Raw genomic sequence first — 15,827 nt, 5'->3', positions numbered from 1 at the left:
CCGGCAGGTCAAATAATCTTACGCATTTTTCCCGCACCGGTTTGAAAACGCAACCCGTCCCACAGGGGCTGTAACGTGCTGAATGCCGCGCGCATTGTCTCATCCGGCAAGGCAAATGGCATCCGCAAGAAACGATCAAACGCGCCGGCCAGACCAAAGCGGGTGCCCGTGCCGAGCTGAATACCTGCGCTTTCGGCATGAGAAGCGAACTGGGTGGCTAAGGTATCAGGCAATTCCACCCAAAAAGAGAGTCCTCCCGCAGGCTGGGAAAAAGTCCATTCCGGAAAGTGTGTACGCATCAGTTCGCCACATAACGCGCGCTGTCTGGCCAGTTGTTGTCGCCGTTCAGGAAGGAAGGTTCCGGCGTTTTCAATCAGCCAGCCGGTCGCCAGTTGTTCCAGTACGGGCGAACCGAGGTCAAACGTATCGCGGGTTTGCACCAGTGCGGCAATGGTGCGTGATGATGCACGAACCCAGCCCAGACGCAGTCCTCCCCAGAAACTTTTACCGGCTGACCCCAGCATAATAATGGGCGCATCGGCGTTGTAGCAGGCGAGCGGCGGCGGTGGAGGCGCATCAAACCAAAGATTCACCATCGTTTCATCCACCACCAGAGTGGTGCGCGTTCTGGCGGCAATATCCGCCACGGTCTGGCGAGTCGCGGTATCCATACAGCGCCCGGTTGGGTTATGAAAATCCGGCATCAGATAGGCCATTCTGGGCGACGTTTGCGCAATAGTGGCGACCAGACCGGCGGTATCCCAGCCATGCTCAGGTAAAGAGACGCCCACCGGACGACACGACGCGCCCTGAATGGCGGCGATGGCGAGCGGGTAGGTGGGGTGATCCACGACGACGCGGTCACCAGGCCCGGTCAGCAGACGCAGGATCAACGCCAGGCCACTCACTGCGCCATTGACGACCATTATTTCATCCGGGTGAGTGGGCAGCCCTCGTTCACAATAGTGCCCGGCAATGGTTTCACGTAGCGACAATAATCCCTGCGGTAAATAGCCCGAACTCTGCAGATGCTGGGGCATGGCACACAGCGCCTGGTGGTAGGCCTGATGAATCTCCGGCCCTGCACTCAGCGTGGCAGTGGAAAGATCCAACGCCATGCCGGTACTGGTGCGGGTAGGCACCCGGTGGATATGTTGTGGCAGGATAACTCGCGAGCCACTCCCCTGGCGGCTTTCCAGATAACCTTCTTCACGCAGTTGCGCCAGCGCGCTGGCAATGGTGGTTCGGCTCACGTCCAGCACGGCGGCCAGTTCGCGCTCGCCGGGAAGACGGCTATCAAGTGCCAGACGACCATCCAGAATGAGCAGACGTAGCGCACTCGCAAGCTGGCGCCAGAGAGGGATATGTGAAGCGGTTTCCTGCCAGTGTCCGAGCAAGCGCTGCAGAGATTGGCTTCCATGACGGCGAGATGACATAACAGTCCACTTTTTGAAAACTGGACATTAATCATAGTGCCAATTGCGAAGAAGATGAGTGTTATCTGGCAAGGGGGAAAAATTATGCTGCGTCGATTGGTTCAATTGTATCTGGGGCTGGCGCTTTACGGTGTCTCGACCGCCATGTTTGTGCGTGCGGATTTAGGCGCCGACCCCTGGAATGTCTTTCATCTCGGCGTGGCGAATCTGCTGTCGATGAACATCGGTATTGTGATGATTGGCGTTGGCGTTCTGGTCTTGCTGTTATGGATTCCCTTGCGACAACGTCCAGGGCTCGGAACACTCAGCAACGTTATTGTCATCGGCCTGGCGGCAGACGCCGCCCTCGCGATCATGCCTGAATTTGAATCTCTGCTCGTGCGCACGGTTTTGTTAGTTTCTGCGGTGATCGTCAATGCGCTGGCAACCAGTATGTATATTGGCGCAGGTTTTGGCGCGGGTCCGCGTGACGGCCTGATGACAGGGATTCATGCGCGCACTGGCTGGCCCGTGCGCGCTATTCGTACGGCGATTGAAGTTTCCGTCTTGTTGAGCGGCTGGCTTCTTGGGGGCGCATTGGGGGTCGGAACCGTGCTGTATGCGCTGGCGATTGGGCCGCTTATCCAGATTTGCCTGCCCTGGTTTCGTTATTCGCCAGCGGCGCGTATTCCGCTGCGCAATGCTTCTACGGCACAGTACCGCAATGGCGACTAAACTTAACTGCGACTGACACGGCCAGAATTGTCTTGCCGTGCAGTAACACTTCGGAGGTTTATCTCATGAAGTATGTTGATGGTTTTGTGGTCGCCGTACCTGCCGAAAACAAGGAGGCCTACGTGGCAATGGCGGCAAAAGCTGTCCCGCTCTTTAAAGAGTTTGGGGCATTGCGCGTTGTTGAATGCTGGGCCGACGATGTTCCGAACGGCAAACTGACCGATTTTCGGATGGCGGTGAAAGCAGAAGAGCACGAAGAAGTGGTCTTTAGCTGGATTGAATACCCCTCGAAAGAGGTTCGCGACGCGGCGAATCAAAAGATGATGTCGGATCCACGAATGAAAGAGTTTGGCGAGTCGATGCCGTTTGACGGCAAGCGCATGATTTACGGTGGCTTCTCTCCCATTCTGGATGACTGATGTGACTGGCTGTGCGGCGTGCCGCCAGCCACCCTGACATCACCGATGTTGTTCAGCCCACAGAATAAACTCTGATTTGCCCAGCGCTTTACTGTATAGCCAACCCTGACCGTACTGCACGCCATGCTCACGTAACCAACTCTCCTGGCGGGGAGTCTCAATACCTTCGGCGACCATCTCCAGTTTGAGGGTTTTTGCCATCTCAATAATGTGCGTCGTGACATTTTTATATTCCAGCGCATCGACAAACGATTTGTCGATTTTGAGGATATCCACTTCCAGATTCTGCAAGTAGCTAAGGCTGGAATAGCCCGTACCAAAATCGTCGATATAGATTGCGTGTCCAGCTTTACGGTATTGGGTAATGATTGGCGCACAGGTTTTTGGGTCGGCAAATTCACGTTCGGTGAGTTCCAGCGCGATTTGTGAGGGGGCAACGTGATACCGATTCAGCAGCTTGCTTAAATGCGACGGCAGCGTCTGCGAGGCCAGATCGCTGGACTCAAGGTTGATCGAAATATGCAGCCCGGGGTTCTGTTGCAACCATTTTCCCATCTCCTCGAAGACCGTGTCGATAATCAGATGACTGAGTGATTCTGACAGCCCGGTCTCTTCTGCCAGCGCGATAAAAATGTCTGGCGACAGGTAGCTACCATCGGTTTGCGGCCAACGCGCCAGCGCTTCGGCGCCGACAACTTTACCGGTACGTAATGAAACAATCGGCTGGTAGTGGACTTTTATGTCACGATTTTGAATGGCATCCTGCAGGCGATGGCGGGGCGACTGGATACGGCGCAGAATACGCAGAATAAACGCGGCGCTCAGTAGACCTATTGCAAGACCGATCGGCAGCCAAATAAGGGCCTGACGATACCAGTTTTTTTGCAGTGAAAGCGAGGAAGACCAGGTCACAATAGAAATGCGCATTTCCGGGAAAGGCTGAATATTATAGAGCGTGCCGTTACTCTCCATATGCTGGCCCGCGGTTTGCTGCAAATGCTGAATTATCTCGGGTTTGAGGTGATCGTCGCTGCTGACCACAATGTTGTGCGCTTCCCCAATAATGGCCGCATCAATTCGCGAGGCGCCAAAGGGAATAACATCAATGAAGGATGCGGGATCAATCATCACGATATAGCGCTCTGTGCCCAGCGCCACCATATAGCGTTTTATCCCTAAATCATTCTGTGACGTTAGCCATACACGATAGCCATCCCGGACGATTTTCGCGGGTTCAGGCAGTGCGGCGGCGTGGCTTTTTTGCTCCAGTGATGAACAGACGGGAACGTTATTCTCCAGATATAAGACTTCCTGGACGTAGCGGTAGCTATAAGATACCCGGCGCATCGCCAGCAAATGCTCATTGCTGCAGGGAGTGCCCTCGAAGTGCTCCATCTGCTGTAGCGCGAGTTTTCCCTGAGAGGCGACTTTATCTGCCAGTAAAGCGACACGTGATGAATAGGTATTTAGCTCTTCGATAAATTTCTGTTCAACCTGACGATGTGCCAGCCAAAGGCTTAATCCAATAGGAACAAGGACAGATAAAATAAGTATACCCGTCACCAGACCGGCCAGATGTCGTGTCGTCACGTCACTACCTCTATTTATAAAGCGTAGGCAAAGTATATCTGATCGGGAAAGATCGCCTTTCGTTGATGTCGTTATTCTATGATTTTTTTGGATAACGTGTCTTTCATCGTCAGAAAAAGTGACATTCTGGTTTAATTCCCATTGTGTTAGCAAGGTTGAATTGTCGCTGTTGACAAAGTATTGTTATGTTATAACATAAATTTCAGGGGCGGCTATGAAACCTGATATTCATCCTGTTTATTGCACTGTGTTTTTCCATAACACCAGCGTGCATGCATATTTTCACGTCGATTCAATTATTCGAACCGATCGTGAGGGACATTTTAGTGGAACAAAGCGGGGATAAGATGAAGGTCGTAAATTCACTTCGCAGTGCAAAGCAACGGCATCCGGATTGCCAGGTCGTCAGACGCAAAGGACGCGTGTATGTGATTTGTAAAACGAATCCGCGTTTCAAAGCGGTGCAGGGGCGTAAAAAAAGACGTTAACGGTTTTGCCAACATTTCAGGGAACCCGGTGCGCACCAGGGAAGGCGCGCACTTTTTCTGACCGCGCGAGGATTACGGAGTTGCCTGTGCGCGTGTAAGCGTAAATACATCGTAGAAAGAGAGTTCACCTTTACGCGATATCATTTTTTGCAATTGCGCTTTATGGTCGCTGTCTACACGCGGGGAATGAAGAATAGCGGTGATAAGCGTGGGAGGAACAAAGCGGGTGTTATACCACTCACCGTTATAACAAACTCTAAAATCCAGCACGTCGATATCTTCGAAACGGTAGCGTGGCGCGACGTCAAAAAAGAAAAAGCCATTTAACAATACAAACAAGACCACCAGCAACCAGACGGAATCCACCAGCGTTTCGGACTGGAGCATCACCGCCAGCGTGGCAAACCAGGCGACATACATGCCGACAAACAGTCCAGGATGTTTGCGAATGAAGCTAATGCTAAAACGCGGTCGGTTATCACGTTTTTCACGCGTGTTGAGATCGTCAATGGTTTCGGTAAGCAGGCGTTGTATCTCTGTCATCTTTTGCCTTCGTGATTTCAGCAACATTCAGGGGAACAGCCCATTTTAAAAGGGTGTGCCGAATGAAAAAAGTAACAGATTAACCTCAATTTAGCATAACAGTTACATTTCACCTTACAGCGTTTTGATAATGCGAGCAGGGTTCCCGCCAACCACGACATTTGCCGGAACGTCTTTCGTCACTACCGCGCCTGACGCAACGACCACATTATCGCCAATGGTCACGCCAGGATTAATCACGGCGCGTCCACCGATCCAGACGTTGTTCCCAATAGTGACAGGTTTTCCCAATTCTCTGCCGCTGTTGCGTTCAGTGGCGTCCAGCGGATGTGTGGCCGTGTAGATATGTACGCCGGGCGCAAGCATACAGTTATCGCCGATATGAATGGGGCAGACATCAAGCATCACGCAGTCGAAGTTAGCGTAGAATTCTTTCCCGAGATAAATGTTATAGCCGTAGTCGCAGCGAAACGAGGGTTCGATACTGGCGCCATTTGCGCGCCCCAGTAATTCATTCAGGATTGCCTGGCGTTCATGCTTTTCATCAGGCGAAGTGTGATTGTATCGATGGGTTAACTGACGCGCCCGCAGACTGTCTCTGCGTAAGGTCTCGTCTGCCGGGCGATACATCTCGCCAGCAATCATCTTTTGTTTTTCTTCACTCATCACGCGCTCTCCTGTGGGTTGCCTGAATGTCGCAATACAGTAAAGCGCAGCACACGAAAAGGGAACGTTCCCATCCAGCCGGTGTGATCCAGCTCACGTGAATAAACGTAAGAATTAACAGTAAATACGGAAAATCAGCCTGTCTGGCTGCACGCGTATCTTCCCTGAAAAATGCTTAACCAATTAACGAATAAATTTCCAGACCGAGGTGGGGATCTTGTCGTAAAGCTTATTCATCGTCAATTCTGCGAGGCGGTGGTCTGCTGCTGAGTAAAATACAGCCAATTCATTGTCAGATAATTCATATTTATTTTTCTCAATAACACGTTCAAGCGTGTCAATAGTCTGACAGCGTCGCAAGCGCATCAAATAATCAGTTTTAGTTAATGGTTTATCGGACATAAATCTTACCTATGATTGTAATAGTTTTTAACAAGACAAACTAACAGGATTAGCCCTGGTGGCGTTCACAAAACAGCGAAACAGACGGTTGCCCGATTTTCGCCATTTCTGAAGATCCTGCGCATTAATGCCATAACTGCTGAACAACATAAACGTGTCGTCCAGATATTCATCTATCTGCGCAATCAGCTTATTGTCCTCATTGTACTTAATTTTATAATTAAGTGCGAAGGTTGCAATATGCTCTATCAGCTCATTAAGCTGGAGATTGATCGCCGATGTTGGGTCGTTAACCCAGCCATGGTTACTTTCTTCAAGGTTTGCAAGGCAGTCATGATACAGGGTTTCACAGAGAAACTTAAGCTGTGCGATATCATGTCTTTTGGGTGAGTATTCATCCATAACGCATCCCCTTCTTAGTGGCTTGAACTAACCGAACACCTTCGGGATGGATACAACTTACTGACCTGGAACTTACCCTCATCTCCTGATGATTTAACTATAATCCACTCTAAAAAAGATTTCATCGTCATATTACGAAAAATTACAATTAGGGCGAATTAGGTCACTGTAGCCAATTTTACCCATTTTAGCAGACATATGCGCTGGCGCGGAATGAGGAAAAATCTTTATTACGTTTGCAATTCATGACGTTATCCCCTATGAACGGCAAAACCTGCGCTAACTGCTTGTCGTAACGTAGAAACTACCAGGAATAGTCTCAATATTTCTTAATTAATGAGAATATAAGAAATTACCAAACTGTTCAGGAATAGCCTTTGGTAATCCATGGATTATATGCCTTATTTATCCTGGATAAAATAAATGAACTGACAATAAGCGTTTTTTATGAATTTTATCCAATAAAAAGGCCGCTTGCGCGGCCTTTGTTAAGAGGATGAATTAGTGATTCTCTACCGAATGGCTATGTTCAATGTCTTCATTCTTGCGGCTAAAGCGGCGGCGAACCACCACAAAGAAGACCGGCACGAAGAAGATTGCCAGAACGGTTGCAGTAACCATCCCGCCCATTACCCCTGTACCAACGGCGTTCTGTGCGCCGGAACCTGCACCGGAGCTGATGACCAGCGGCATAACCCCCAGGATAAACGCCAGAGACGTCATCAGAATTGGGCGTAAACGCATACGAACGGCGTCCAGCGTTGCCTCAATCAGACCTTTACCTTCTTTATCCATTAAGTCTTTGGCGAATTCGACGATCAATATCGCGTTCTTCGCCGACAACCCAATGGTTGTCAACAGGCCTACCTGGAAGTAAACGTCGTTGGTCAGGCCGCGGAAGGTAGCGGCAAGCAAGGCACCGATAACACCCAGCGGAACCACCAGCATGACGGAGAACGGAATTGACCAGCTCTCGTACAGTGCTGCCAGACACAAGAACACGACAATCAGTGAAATTGCATACAGGGCAGGGGCCTGGTTGCCTGACAAGCGTTCCTGATAAGACATACCTGTCCAGTCATAACCAATACCGGATGGCAGTTTGCTTGCCAGTTGCTCCATCATCGCCATGGCTTCACCGGTACTCTTACCTTCTGCCGCCTGGCCGAGAATTTCCATTGAAGGCAGGCCGTTATAGCGTTCCAGACGCGGTGAACCGTATTCCCAGCGAGAAGTGGAGAAGGCGGAGAACGGTACCATCTGCCCATTGCTACCACGCACATACCAGTTACCAATATCTTCCGGCAACATACGGTATTTGGCTTCAGACATGACGTAAACTTTCTTCACACGACCGCGGTCGATAAAGTCGTTTACGTAGCTTCCGCCCCATGCTGCGCCAAGCGTTGTATTAATGTCACTGATAGAAACACCAAGCGCCTGTGCTTTTTCCTGATCGATGTCGATCTTGAATTGCGGCGTATCTTCCAGACCGTTAGGACGAACGCCAACCAACAAATCAGGATGCTTAGCCACTTCGCCAAACAGTTGGTTACGCGCCTGGGTCAGTTTCTCGTGCCCCAATCCCGCCTGGTCAATTAGCTGGAAGTCGAAGCCGGTCGCTGTACCCAGTTCCACAATCGCAGGCAAGTTAAAGGCAAAGACCATGGCGTCTTTAATCTTCGAAAACGCCCCCATGGCTCGACCCGTAATCGCCTCTACCTTGTTCTCTTTACCTGGACGTTGGTTCCAGTCTTTCAGAGAGACGAACGCGATACCGGTGTTCTGACCACGACCCGCAAAACCGAAGCCGTTAACGGCAAAGACCGATTCAACGTTGTCTTTTTCTTTGGTCAGATAGTAGTCCGAGACTTCGTCCAGCACCTTCTGCGTACGTTCCTGTGTCGCACCCGCCGGTAGCTGGGCCATCGTCATGAATACGCCCTGATCTTCATCAGGTAAGAAGGAGCTTGGCAGGCGAACGAACAGGTATGCCATACCGACCACAATGATCAAATAGAGCAGCAGATAACGACCGGTGCTGCGCAGAATGTTGCCTACGCTGTCGGTGTAATGGTGCGTACTCTTATCAAACATGCGGTTAAACCAGCCGAAGAAGCCTTTCTTGCCTTCGCCGTGATCGCCTTTGGCGATAGGTTTGAGCATGGTGGCACACAGGGCTGGCGTCAGGATCAAGGCCACCAGTACCGACAAGGCCATTGCCGAAACGATGGTGATAGAGAACTGACGATAAATTGCACCGGTAGAGCCGCCAAAGAAGGCCATCGGAATAAATACCGCAGACAGCACCATCGCGATACCGACCAGTGCGCCCTGAATCTGGCTCATGGACTTACGCGTGGCTTCTTTTGGCGGCAGGCCTTCTTCCGCCATAACACGTTCAACGTTCTCGACCACCACGATGGCGTCATCCACCAACAGGCCGATGGCGAGCACCATCCCGAACATCGTCAGGGTGTTTATCGAGAAGCCGAATATCGCGAGGATGGCGAAGGTACCCAACAGAACCACCGGAACTGCAATGGTCGGAATCAACGTCGCGCGGAAGTTCTGCAGGAACAGATACATTACCAGGAACACGAGGATGATAGCTTCCGCCAGTGTTTTCACCACTTCGTGAATAGAGATTTTCACGAAGGGAGTGGTGTCATACGGGTAAACAATCTTCAGACCCGATGGGAAGAACGGCTCCATCTTCTTCAGTTCGGCACGGATCGCCGCAGCGGTATCCAGCGCGTTTGCGCCGGTCGCCAGCTTGATCCCCAGACCGGAGGCCGGTTTACCGTTGAACTTCGCAATAATGTCGTAGTTCTCACCGCCCAGTTCCACTTTCGCGACGTCACGCAGGCGAACCTGAGAACCGTCCTGATTCACTTTCAGCAGAATTTTGCTGAACTCATCGGCGGAAGTCAGACGCGTTTGCGCGATAATTGACGCGTTAAGCTGCTGGCCTTTCACCGGCGGCGTACCACCCAACTGACCGGCAGCAACCTGGGCGTTCTGCGCTTTGATAGCGTTAATCACATCAACCGGCGTCAACTGGAAGTCGTTCAGTTTGTTCGGATCCATCCAGATACGCATCGCGTACTGAGAACCGAACAGCTGAACGTCACCCACACCGGACGTACGGCTGATGGCATCTTTCATGTTGGCGCCGACGTAGTCCGAGATATCTTCCTGAGTCATGGTGCCGTCAGTGTTAATGACGCCCACGACCATCAGGAAGCTACTGGATGATTTCTCAACGCTAACACCCTGCTGCTGAACTTCCTGAGGAAGTAGCGGCATTGCCAGTTGCAGTTTGTTCTGCACCTGAACCTGTGCGATATCCGCATCGGTACCAGACTGGAAGGTTAAGATGATCTGCACGGTACCCGTGGAGTCACTGTTTGAGGACATGTACATCAGGTTATCGATACCGTTCATGTTCTGTTCGATAACCTGTGTCACAGTGTCCTGCACTGTTTTGGCATCCGCGCCAGGATAGGTCGCGGATATCGATACTGCAGGCGGCGCAATCGTAGGATATTGCGCTACCGGCAGCTTGAGGATCGCGAGTCCCCCTGCCAACATGATGATGATGGCGATCACCCACGCAAATATAGGGCGATCGATAAAGAAATTAGGCATGTCTTAACGGCTCCTGTTTAAGTTAAGACTTAGACTGTTCAGGCTGGCTTCCGCTCGCGGCTTGCTGTTCGTTATCAGCAGTCACTTCTTGTGCTTTTACCTGCGCGCCAGGACGCACTTTTTGCAGCCCAGTTACAATCACGCGGTCGCCCGACTTAAGACCTTCAGTCACCAACCACTTGTCGCCGATCGCCTGAGTGGCGACGATCTGACGGGTTTCCACTTTGTCATCCGCACCGACAACCAACGCACTGGCTTCACCACGCGGGGTACGAGTGACACCCTGCTGCGGAACCAGAAGTGCGGTTGGATTCGTCCCTTCTTCCAGGCGAGCGCGAACGAACATGCCTGGCAGCAAGGTGTGGTCAGGGTTCGGGAAGATGGCGCGTAACGTAATTGACCCTGTGGTTTGGTCAACGGTCACGTCAGAGAACTCCAGCGTACCGGATTGCGGGAATTTGATGCCGTCGTTGGTAACCAGATCGACTTTAGCTTTCCCGTTCTCCTGCTTCAGCGTGCCATTCGCCAACTCTTGCTTCAGACGCAGGAAATCATTGCTCGACTGTGTCACATCGACATAGATAGGGTCGAGTTGCTGGACGGTGGCAAGCGCAGTGGCCTGGCCATTCTGTACCAGTGCACCCTCGGTGACAGACGATTTACCAATGCGACCGCTGATAGGCGAGGTCACTTTGGTGTATGCCAGATTGATACGTGCGGATTCGACGGCGGCTTTTGCGGCCACAACAGCGGCATTCGCCTGTTGTGCATCCGCCTGCGCGGTATCGTAATCCTGTTGACTGATGTACTTGGTGCCCAACAGTTTCTGGTAACGCTTAACGGTCAGCTGTGCGATGTTCGCCGCCGCCTGCGCTTTGGCTAAATCACCTTTTGCACTTTCGTAAGCTGCCTGATAAGTCGCAGGATCAATCTGATAGAGAGACACACCTGCTTCGACGTCACCGCCTTCCGTGAAATTGCGCTTCAGGATAATACCGCTTACCTGAGGGCGAACTTCCGCGATACGGAAAGCGCTGGTGCGACCCGGGAGTTCAGTCGTAATCTGCAGAGGTTCAGTTTTGAGCGTCACAACTCCAACTTCTGGCTTCTGCTGGCCCCCTTTTTGGGCCTCTTTGTCGTCACATCCTGTTAGCGCTAAGCTGCCTGAGAGCATCAGAACGACCGCCAGAGGCGTTAACCCTCTGTTTTTGTTCATATGTAAACCTCGAGTGTCCGATTTCAAATTGATCAATGGTCTAGCCCATAAACCCATTACTGCGTTTATATTATCGTCATGCTATGGTACATACATTCACAAATGTATGTAAATCTAACACCTGTAAATTCACCAACATATGGCACGAAAAACCAAACAACAAGCGCTGGTAACACGACAACACATACTGGATGTAGCTCTGCGGTTGTTCTCGCAACAAGGTGTATCATCCACCTCGCTCGTGGAGATTGCAAAAGCTGCTGGCGTCACGCGCGGTGCAATCTATTGGCATTTCAAAAACAAGTCGGAATTATTTAGCGAAATCTGGGAACTATCAGAATCCAATATTGGTGAGCTTGAGATTGAGTATCAGGCAAAATTCCCCGACGATCCACTATCAGTATTAAGAGAAATTCTAGTCTATCTTCTTGAAGCCACTGTGACAGAAGAGCGCCGACGGCTGCTGATGGAGATTATATTCCATAAATGCGAGTTCGTTGGGGAGATGGTTGTCGTTCAGCAGGCTCAGCGCAGCATCTGTCTGGAAAGCTATGATCGCATTGAACAAACGCTAATGAATTGTATTAATTCGCAAATGTTACCCGAAAACCTTAACACCCGCCGGGCGGCGATATTAATGCGCAGTTATATCTCTGGCATTATGGAAAACTGGTTATTCGCCCCGCAGTCTTTTGACCTGAAAAAGGAGGCGCGCGATTATGTCGCTATTCTGTTGGAGATGTATCAATTTTGTCCAACGCTGCGGATGCCGTTATCTGGCGAAACGCCCTGAGACCCTTTCCAGGATTTTTCCTGGACGCTTTCCATCCTGCTATTTTGTCTGTCAGAGCCGTGATATTCTTGCGGCCTGACTATTTTCGGTCGTTCTTTCGGTTCAGAAACCTTCATTCTCATGACTATGTTGCAGCTCAATAAACGTTTACAGCATCTTGTTTTTATAACCTTTTTTTTCTTCATCCTGCTGCTGTCCTGCCAGTCATCTGTATTTGCGCGCGCGCAATCGAATGGTGACTTGCCGACGAAAGCCGATGTGCAAAGCCAGCTAGACGCGCTGAGCAAACAAAAAGACCTCTCTGCGCAGGACAAACTGGTACAGCAGGATCTTCTTGAGACACTGGAGGCGCTGGACAAAATTGAGCGGGTGAAAGATGAAACCGTTCAGTTGCGTCAGAAAGTGGCGCAGGCTCCGGAAAAAATGCGCCAGGCGTCTGACGCGCTCAATGCACTGAGCGATGTCGACAATGATGATGAAACGCGAAAAACATTAAGCACACTCTCATTGCGTCAGCTTGAATTGCGCGTTGCGCAATTGCTGGATGATTTGCAAAGCGCGCAAAACGATCTGGCGGCCTATAACAGCCAGCTCGTCTCCCTCCAGACGCAGCCAGAGCGGGTACAAAATGCGATGTACACCGCTTCTCAGCAACTGCAGCAAATTCGTAATCGACTGGATGGCACCAATGTGGGCGAAGCGGCGCTACGCCCAAGCCAGCAGGTGCTGCTCCTGGTGCAGCAGGTGTTGCTTAATGCGCAGATAGATCAGCAGCGTAAGAGTCTGGAAGGCAATACGGTCTTGCAGGATACTCTGCAAAAACAACGCGATTATGTCACGGCAAACAGCAACCGACTGGAACACCAGCTTCAGCTATTACAGGAAGCTGTAAACAGTAAACGCCTTACGTTGACGGAGAAAACGGCGCAAGAAGCGGTCAATCCGGATGAGACGGCGCGTATTCAGGCGAATCCGCTGGTGAATCAGGAGCTGGAGATCAACCACCAGTTGAGCCAGCGGCTGATCTCGGCCACGGAAAACGGCAACTCGCTGATGCAGCAAAATATTAAAGTCAAAAACTGGCTTGACCGCGCGCTGCAATCGGAACGCAATATTAAGGAACAAATCGCGGTCCTCAAAGGCAGCCTGTTGTTGTCTCGTATCCTTTATCAGCAGCAGCAAACCCTGCCGTCAGCCGACGAATTGAAAGACATGACCAACCGCATTGCGGATTTGCGTCTTGAGCAATTTGAAGTCAACCAGCAGCGTGACGCGCTGTTTCAGAGCGATGCCTTTGTTGCCAAGCTGGAAGAAGGGCACGCCAATGAGATCAATGATGAAGTTCACGACGCGCTGGTACAGGTGGTCGAAATGCGCCGCGAACTGCTCGATCAGCTGAACAAACAGCTCGGCAACCAACTGATGATGGCCATTAACCTGCAGATTAATCAGCAGCAGTTAATGAGCGTCTCCAAAAACCTGAAAGAGATCCTCACCCAGCAAATTTTCTGGGTTAACAGTAACCGCCCGATGGACTGGGACTGGATTAAATCCTTCCCACAGACGCTGAAAGATCAGTTTAAGTCGATGAAAATCACCGTCAACTGGCAAAAGGCCTGGCCTGCGGTGTTTATTGCTTTTCTGGCGGGATTACCCTTATTACTGATTGCCGGACTGATACGCTGGCGCCTGGGATGGCTCAAAGCGTACCAGCAGAAATTAGCCGTAGCGGTGGGGTCATTGCGTAATGACAGCCAGCTCAACACGCCAAAAGCGATTCTCATCGATCTGATTCGCGCCTTACCGGTGTGTCTGGTTATCCTCGCTGCCGGCCTGATCCTGCTTACCATGCAGCTTAACATCAGCGATCTCCTGTGGGCGTTCAGTAAAAAAATGGCGCTTTTCTGGCTGGTGTTTGGACTGTGCTGGAAAGTGCTGGAAAAAGAGGGCGTCGCCGTACGTCACTTTGGTATGCCAGCACAACTGACCAGCCACTGGCGCCGCCAGATTGTGCGTATCAGCCTCGCGCTACTGCCCCTGAATTTTTGGTCAGTGGTGGCGGAACTCTCACCGTTGCATCTGATGGACGACGTGCTGGGCCAGGTCGTCATTTTCCTGAACCTGCTGTTGATTGCGTTCCTGGTGTGGCCGATGTGCCGTGAAAGCTGGCGCGACAAGGAATCGCACGGGCTGCGACTGATCACCATCACAGTGTTATCAATCGTGCCTATTGCGCTGATGGTCTTAACCGCGACCGGTTATTTCTATACGACGCTGCGTCTGTCTGGTCGCTGGATTGAAACGGTCTATCTGGTGATTATCTGGAACCTGCTGTACCAGACGGTATTGCGTGGATTGAGCGTTGCCGCCCGCCGTATTGCCTGGCGTCGCGCGCTGGCGCGTCGTCAGAATCTGGTCAAAGAGGGCGCAGAAGGCGCCGAGCCGCAGGAAGAGCCGACCATTGCGCTTGAACAGGTCAACCAGCAAACGCTGCGTATCACCATGTTGCTGATGATTGCGCTGTTCGGCGTGCTGTTCTGGGCCATTTGGTCTGATTTGATCACCGTGTTCAGCTATCTCGATAGCATTACGCTCTGGCATTACAACGGCACAGAAGCGGGTGCCGCGGTGGTGAAAAACGTCACCATGGGCAGTCTGCTGTTTGCCATTATCACCTCAATGGTGGCCTGGGCGCTGATTCGCAACTTGCCAGGGTTACTGGAAGTACTGGTACTCTCGCGGCTAAAATTGCACCAGGGGGCGTCTTACACCATCACCACGATCCTCAATTATGCGATCATTGCCATTGGCGCAATGACGGTGTTTGGATCGCTCGGCGTCTCGTGGGACAAACTGCAGTGGCTGGCCGCGGCCCTGTCGGTTGGTCTTGGTTTTGGTTTGCAGGAGATCTTCGGTAACTTTGTTTCGGGTCTGATTATTCTGTTTGAACGCCCGGTACGTATTGGGGATACGGTCACGATTGGAACCTTCTCTGGAACGGTAAGCAAGATCCGCATTCGCGCCACCACCATTACTGACTTTGATCGTAAAGAAGTGATTATCCCGAACAAAGCGTTTGTGACCGAGCGTCTGATCAACTGGTCACTCTCGGATACCACCACGCGTCTGGTGATCCGCCTTGGCGTGGCCTACGGTTCGGATCTGGACAAAGTGAAAAGCGTGCTGTTGCAGGCAGCGGCGGAACATCCGAAAGTGATGCACGATCCGGAACCGGCGGTATTCTTTACCACCTTTGGCCCCAGCACGCTGGATCACGAGCTGCGCTTATATGTGCGTGAGCTGCGCGATCGTAGCCATACGGTAGATGAACTGAACCGCGCTATCGATCGTTTATGCCGTGAAAACAACATCGACATCGCCTTTAACCAGCTTGAAGTGCATCTGCGCAACGAGAAGGGGGATGAGGTGACAGAAGTGAAACGCGAGATCAAAGGCGACGATCCGACGCCAGCGATGCGCTAGAACCGGTTCAGGGCGGCAAGGGAG

General features: G+C 51.5%; 13 protein-coding genes. 5 read left to right on the top strand and 8 right to left on the bottom strand.

The features are described from left to right. Positions 1–8 precede the first annotated feature (8 nt). Positions 9–1,436 (bottom strand): MocR-like transcription factor YczR, encoded by a 1,428-nt coding sequence (gene yczR / locus ACO7SM_RS16285; protein ID WP_490468395.1) that lies wholly within the window; start codon positions 1,434–1,436, stop codon positions 9–11. An 84-nt stretch (positions 1,437–1,520) separates the two neighbouring features. On the opposite strand from yczR, the gene yczE reads away from it, so the two are divergent. After that, complete coding sequence (gene yczE, locus ACO7SM_RS16280; RefSeq protein ID WP_490468394.1) at positions 1,521–2,150, top strand: membrane protein YczE; 630 nt, start codon at positions 1,521–1,523, stop codon at positions 2,148–2,150. 65 nt (positions 2,151–2,215) lie between these two features. Beyond that, the gene (locus ACO7SM_RS16275) at positions 2,216–2,569 is read left to right on the top strand and encodes a DUF1428 domain-containing protein (RefSeq protein ID WP_490468393.1); all 354 of its coding nucleotides are present in this window, start codon (positions 2,216–2,218) and stop codon (positions 2,567–2,569) included. 39 nt (positions 2,570–2,608) lie between these two features. Here ACO7SM_RS16275 and ACO7SM_RS16270 read toward each other — a convergent pair whose 3' ends face one another. Continuing rightward, positions 2,609–4,159: an EAL domain-containing protein gene (locus ACO7SM_RS16270; protein WP_490468392.1), complete on the bottom strand. Its 1,551-nt coding sequence runs from the start codon at positions 4,157–4,159 to the stop codon at positions 2,609–2,611. A gap of 347 nt (positions 4,160–4,506) precedes the next feature. Here ACO7SM_RS16270 and ykgO point away from each other — a divergent pair, with 347 nt between their 5' ends. Beyond that, positions 4,507–4,647: a type B 50S ribosomal protein L36 gene (gene ykgO, locus ACO7SM_RS16265; RefSeq protein WP_192611404.1), complete on the top strand. Its 141-nt coding sequence runs from the start codon at positions 4,507–4,509 to the stop codon at positions 4,645–4,647. 72 nt (positions 4,648–4,719) lie between these two features. Here ykgO and ACO7SM_RS16260 read toward each other — a convergent pair whose 3' ends face one another. The 6 genes from ACO7SM_RS16260 to acrA form a co-directional block, all read right to left on the bottom strand. After that, positions 4,720–5,190 carry a YlaC family protein gene (locus ACO7SM_RS16260; protein WP_490468391.1) on the bottom strand — a complete coding sequence of 157 codons (471 nt, stop codon included), beginning with the start codon at positions 5,188–5,190 and terminating at the stop codon, positions 4,720–4,722. 114 nt (positions 5,191–5,304) lie between these two features. After that, positions 5,305–5,856, bottom strand: coding sequence for a maltose O-acetyltransferase (gene maa / locus ACO7SM_RS16255; RefSeq protein WP_490468390.1), 552 nt, complete (start codon positions 5,854–5,856; stop codon positions 5,305–5,307). A gap of 183 nt (positions 5,857–6,039) precedes the next feature. Beyond that, complete coding sequence (gene hha / locus ACO7SM_RS16250; RefSeq protein WP_002892050.1) at positions 6,040–6,258, bottom strand: hemolysin expression-modulating protein Hha; 219 nt, start codon at positions 6,256–6,258, stop codon at positions 6,040–6,042. 27 nt (positions 6,259–6,285) lie between these two features. Next, positions 6,286–6,660 carry an Hha toxicity modulator TomB gene (gene tomB, locus ACO7SM_RS16245; protein ID WP_012133514.1) on the bottom strand — a complete coding sequence of 125 codons (375 nt, stop codon included), beginning with the start codon at positions 6,658–6,660 and terminating at the stop codon, positions 6,286–6,288. Between the two features lie 501 nt (positions 6,661–7,161). Then, positions 7,162–10,311: an efflux RND transporter permease AcrB gene (acrB, locus tag ACO7SM_RS16240; protein WP_490468389.1), complete on the bottom strand. Its 3,150-nt coding sequence runs from the start codon at positions 10,309–10,311 to the stop codon at positions 7,162–7,164. Between the two features lie 22 nt (positions 10,312–10,333). After that, complete coding sequence (acrA, locus tag ACO7SM_RS16235) at positions 10,334–11,527, bottom strand: multidrug efflux RND transporter periplasmic adaptor subunit AcrA (protein WP_490468388.1); 1,194 nt, start codon at positions 11,525–11,527, stop codon at positions 10,334–10,336. Between the two features lie 139 nt (positions 11,528–11,666). Between acrA and acrR the strand changes: the two genes are divergently transcribed. Further along, complete coding sequence (acrR, locus tag ACO7SM_RS16230) at positions 11,667–12,320, top strand: multidrug efflux transporter transcriptional repressor AcrR (protein WP_490468387.1); 654 nt, start codon at positions 11,667–11,669, stop codon at positions 12,318–12,320. 120 nt (positions 12,321–12,440) lie between these two features. Continuing rightward, on the top strand, positions 12,441–15,803 hold the full coding sequence (gene mscK, locus ACO7SM_RS16225) for a mechanosensitive channel MscK (RefSeq protein WP_490468386.1): 3,363 nt from the start codon (positions 12,441–12,443) through the stop codon (positions 15,801–15,803). Positions 15,804–15,827: the final 24 nt, after the last annotated feature.

Source organism: Citrobacter sp. LJND-P06 (assembly GCF_058188415.1).
This window is presented reverse-complemented; position numbering and strand designations above follow the sequence as displayed.

Bases quoted from the DNA above. Each gene is read 5' to 3' on its own strand.
- hha (WP_002892050.1), bottom strand. From the start codon at position 6,258: ATGTCCGATAAACCATTAACTAAAACTGATTATTTGATGCGCTTGCGA.
- ACO7SM_RS16260 (WP_490468391.1), bottom strand. From the start codon at position 5,190: ATGACAGAGATACAACGCCTGCTTACCGAAACCATTGACGATCTCAAC.
- yczE (WP_490468394.1), top strand. From the start codon at position 1,521: ATGCTGCGTCGATTGGTTCAATTGTATCTGGGGCTGGCGCTTTACGGT.
- maa (WP_490468390.1), bottom strand. From the start codon at position 5,856: ATGAGTGAAGAAAAACAAAAGATGATTGCTGGCGAGATGTATCGCCCG.
- acrA (WP_490468388.1), bottom strand. From the start codon at position 11,527: ATGAACAAAAACAGAGGGTTAACGCCTCTGGCGGTCGTTCTGATGCTC.
- tomB (WP_012133514.1), bottom strand. From the start codon at position 6,660: ATGGATGAATACTCACCCAAAAGACATGATATCGCACAGCTTAAGTTT.
- acrB (WP_490468389.1), bottom strand. From the start codon at position 10,311: ATGCCTAATTTCTTTATCGATCGCCCTATATTTGCGTGGGTGATCGCC.
- mscK (WP_490468386.1), top strand. From the start codon at position 12,441: ATGACTATGTTGCAGCTCAATAAACGTTTACAGCATCTTGTTTTTATA.
- ykgO (WP_192611404.1), top strand. From the start codon at position 4,507: ATGAAGGTCGTAAATTCACTTCGCAGTGCAAAGCAACGGCATCCGGAT.
- ACO7SM_RS16275 (WP_490468393.1), top strand. From the start codon at position 2,216: ATGAAGTATGTTGATGGTTTTGTGGTCGCCGTACCTGCCGAAAACAAG.
- acrR (WP_490468387.1), top strand. From the start codon at position 11,667: ATGGCACGAAAAACCAAACAACAAGCGCTGGTAACACGACAACACATA.
- yczR (WP_490468395.1), bottom strand. From the start codon at position 1,436: ATGTCATCTCGCCGTCATGGAAGCCAATCTCTGCAGCGCTTGCTCGGA.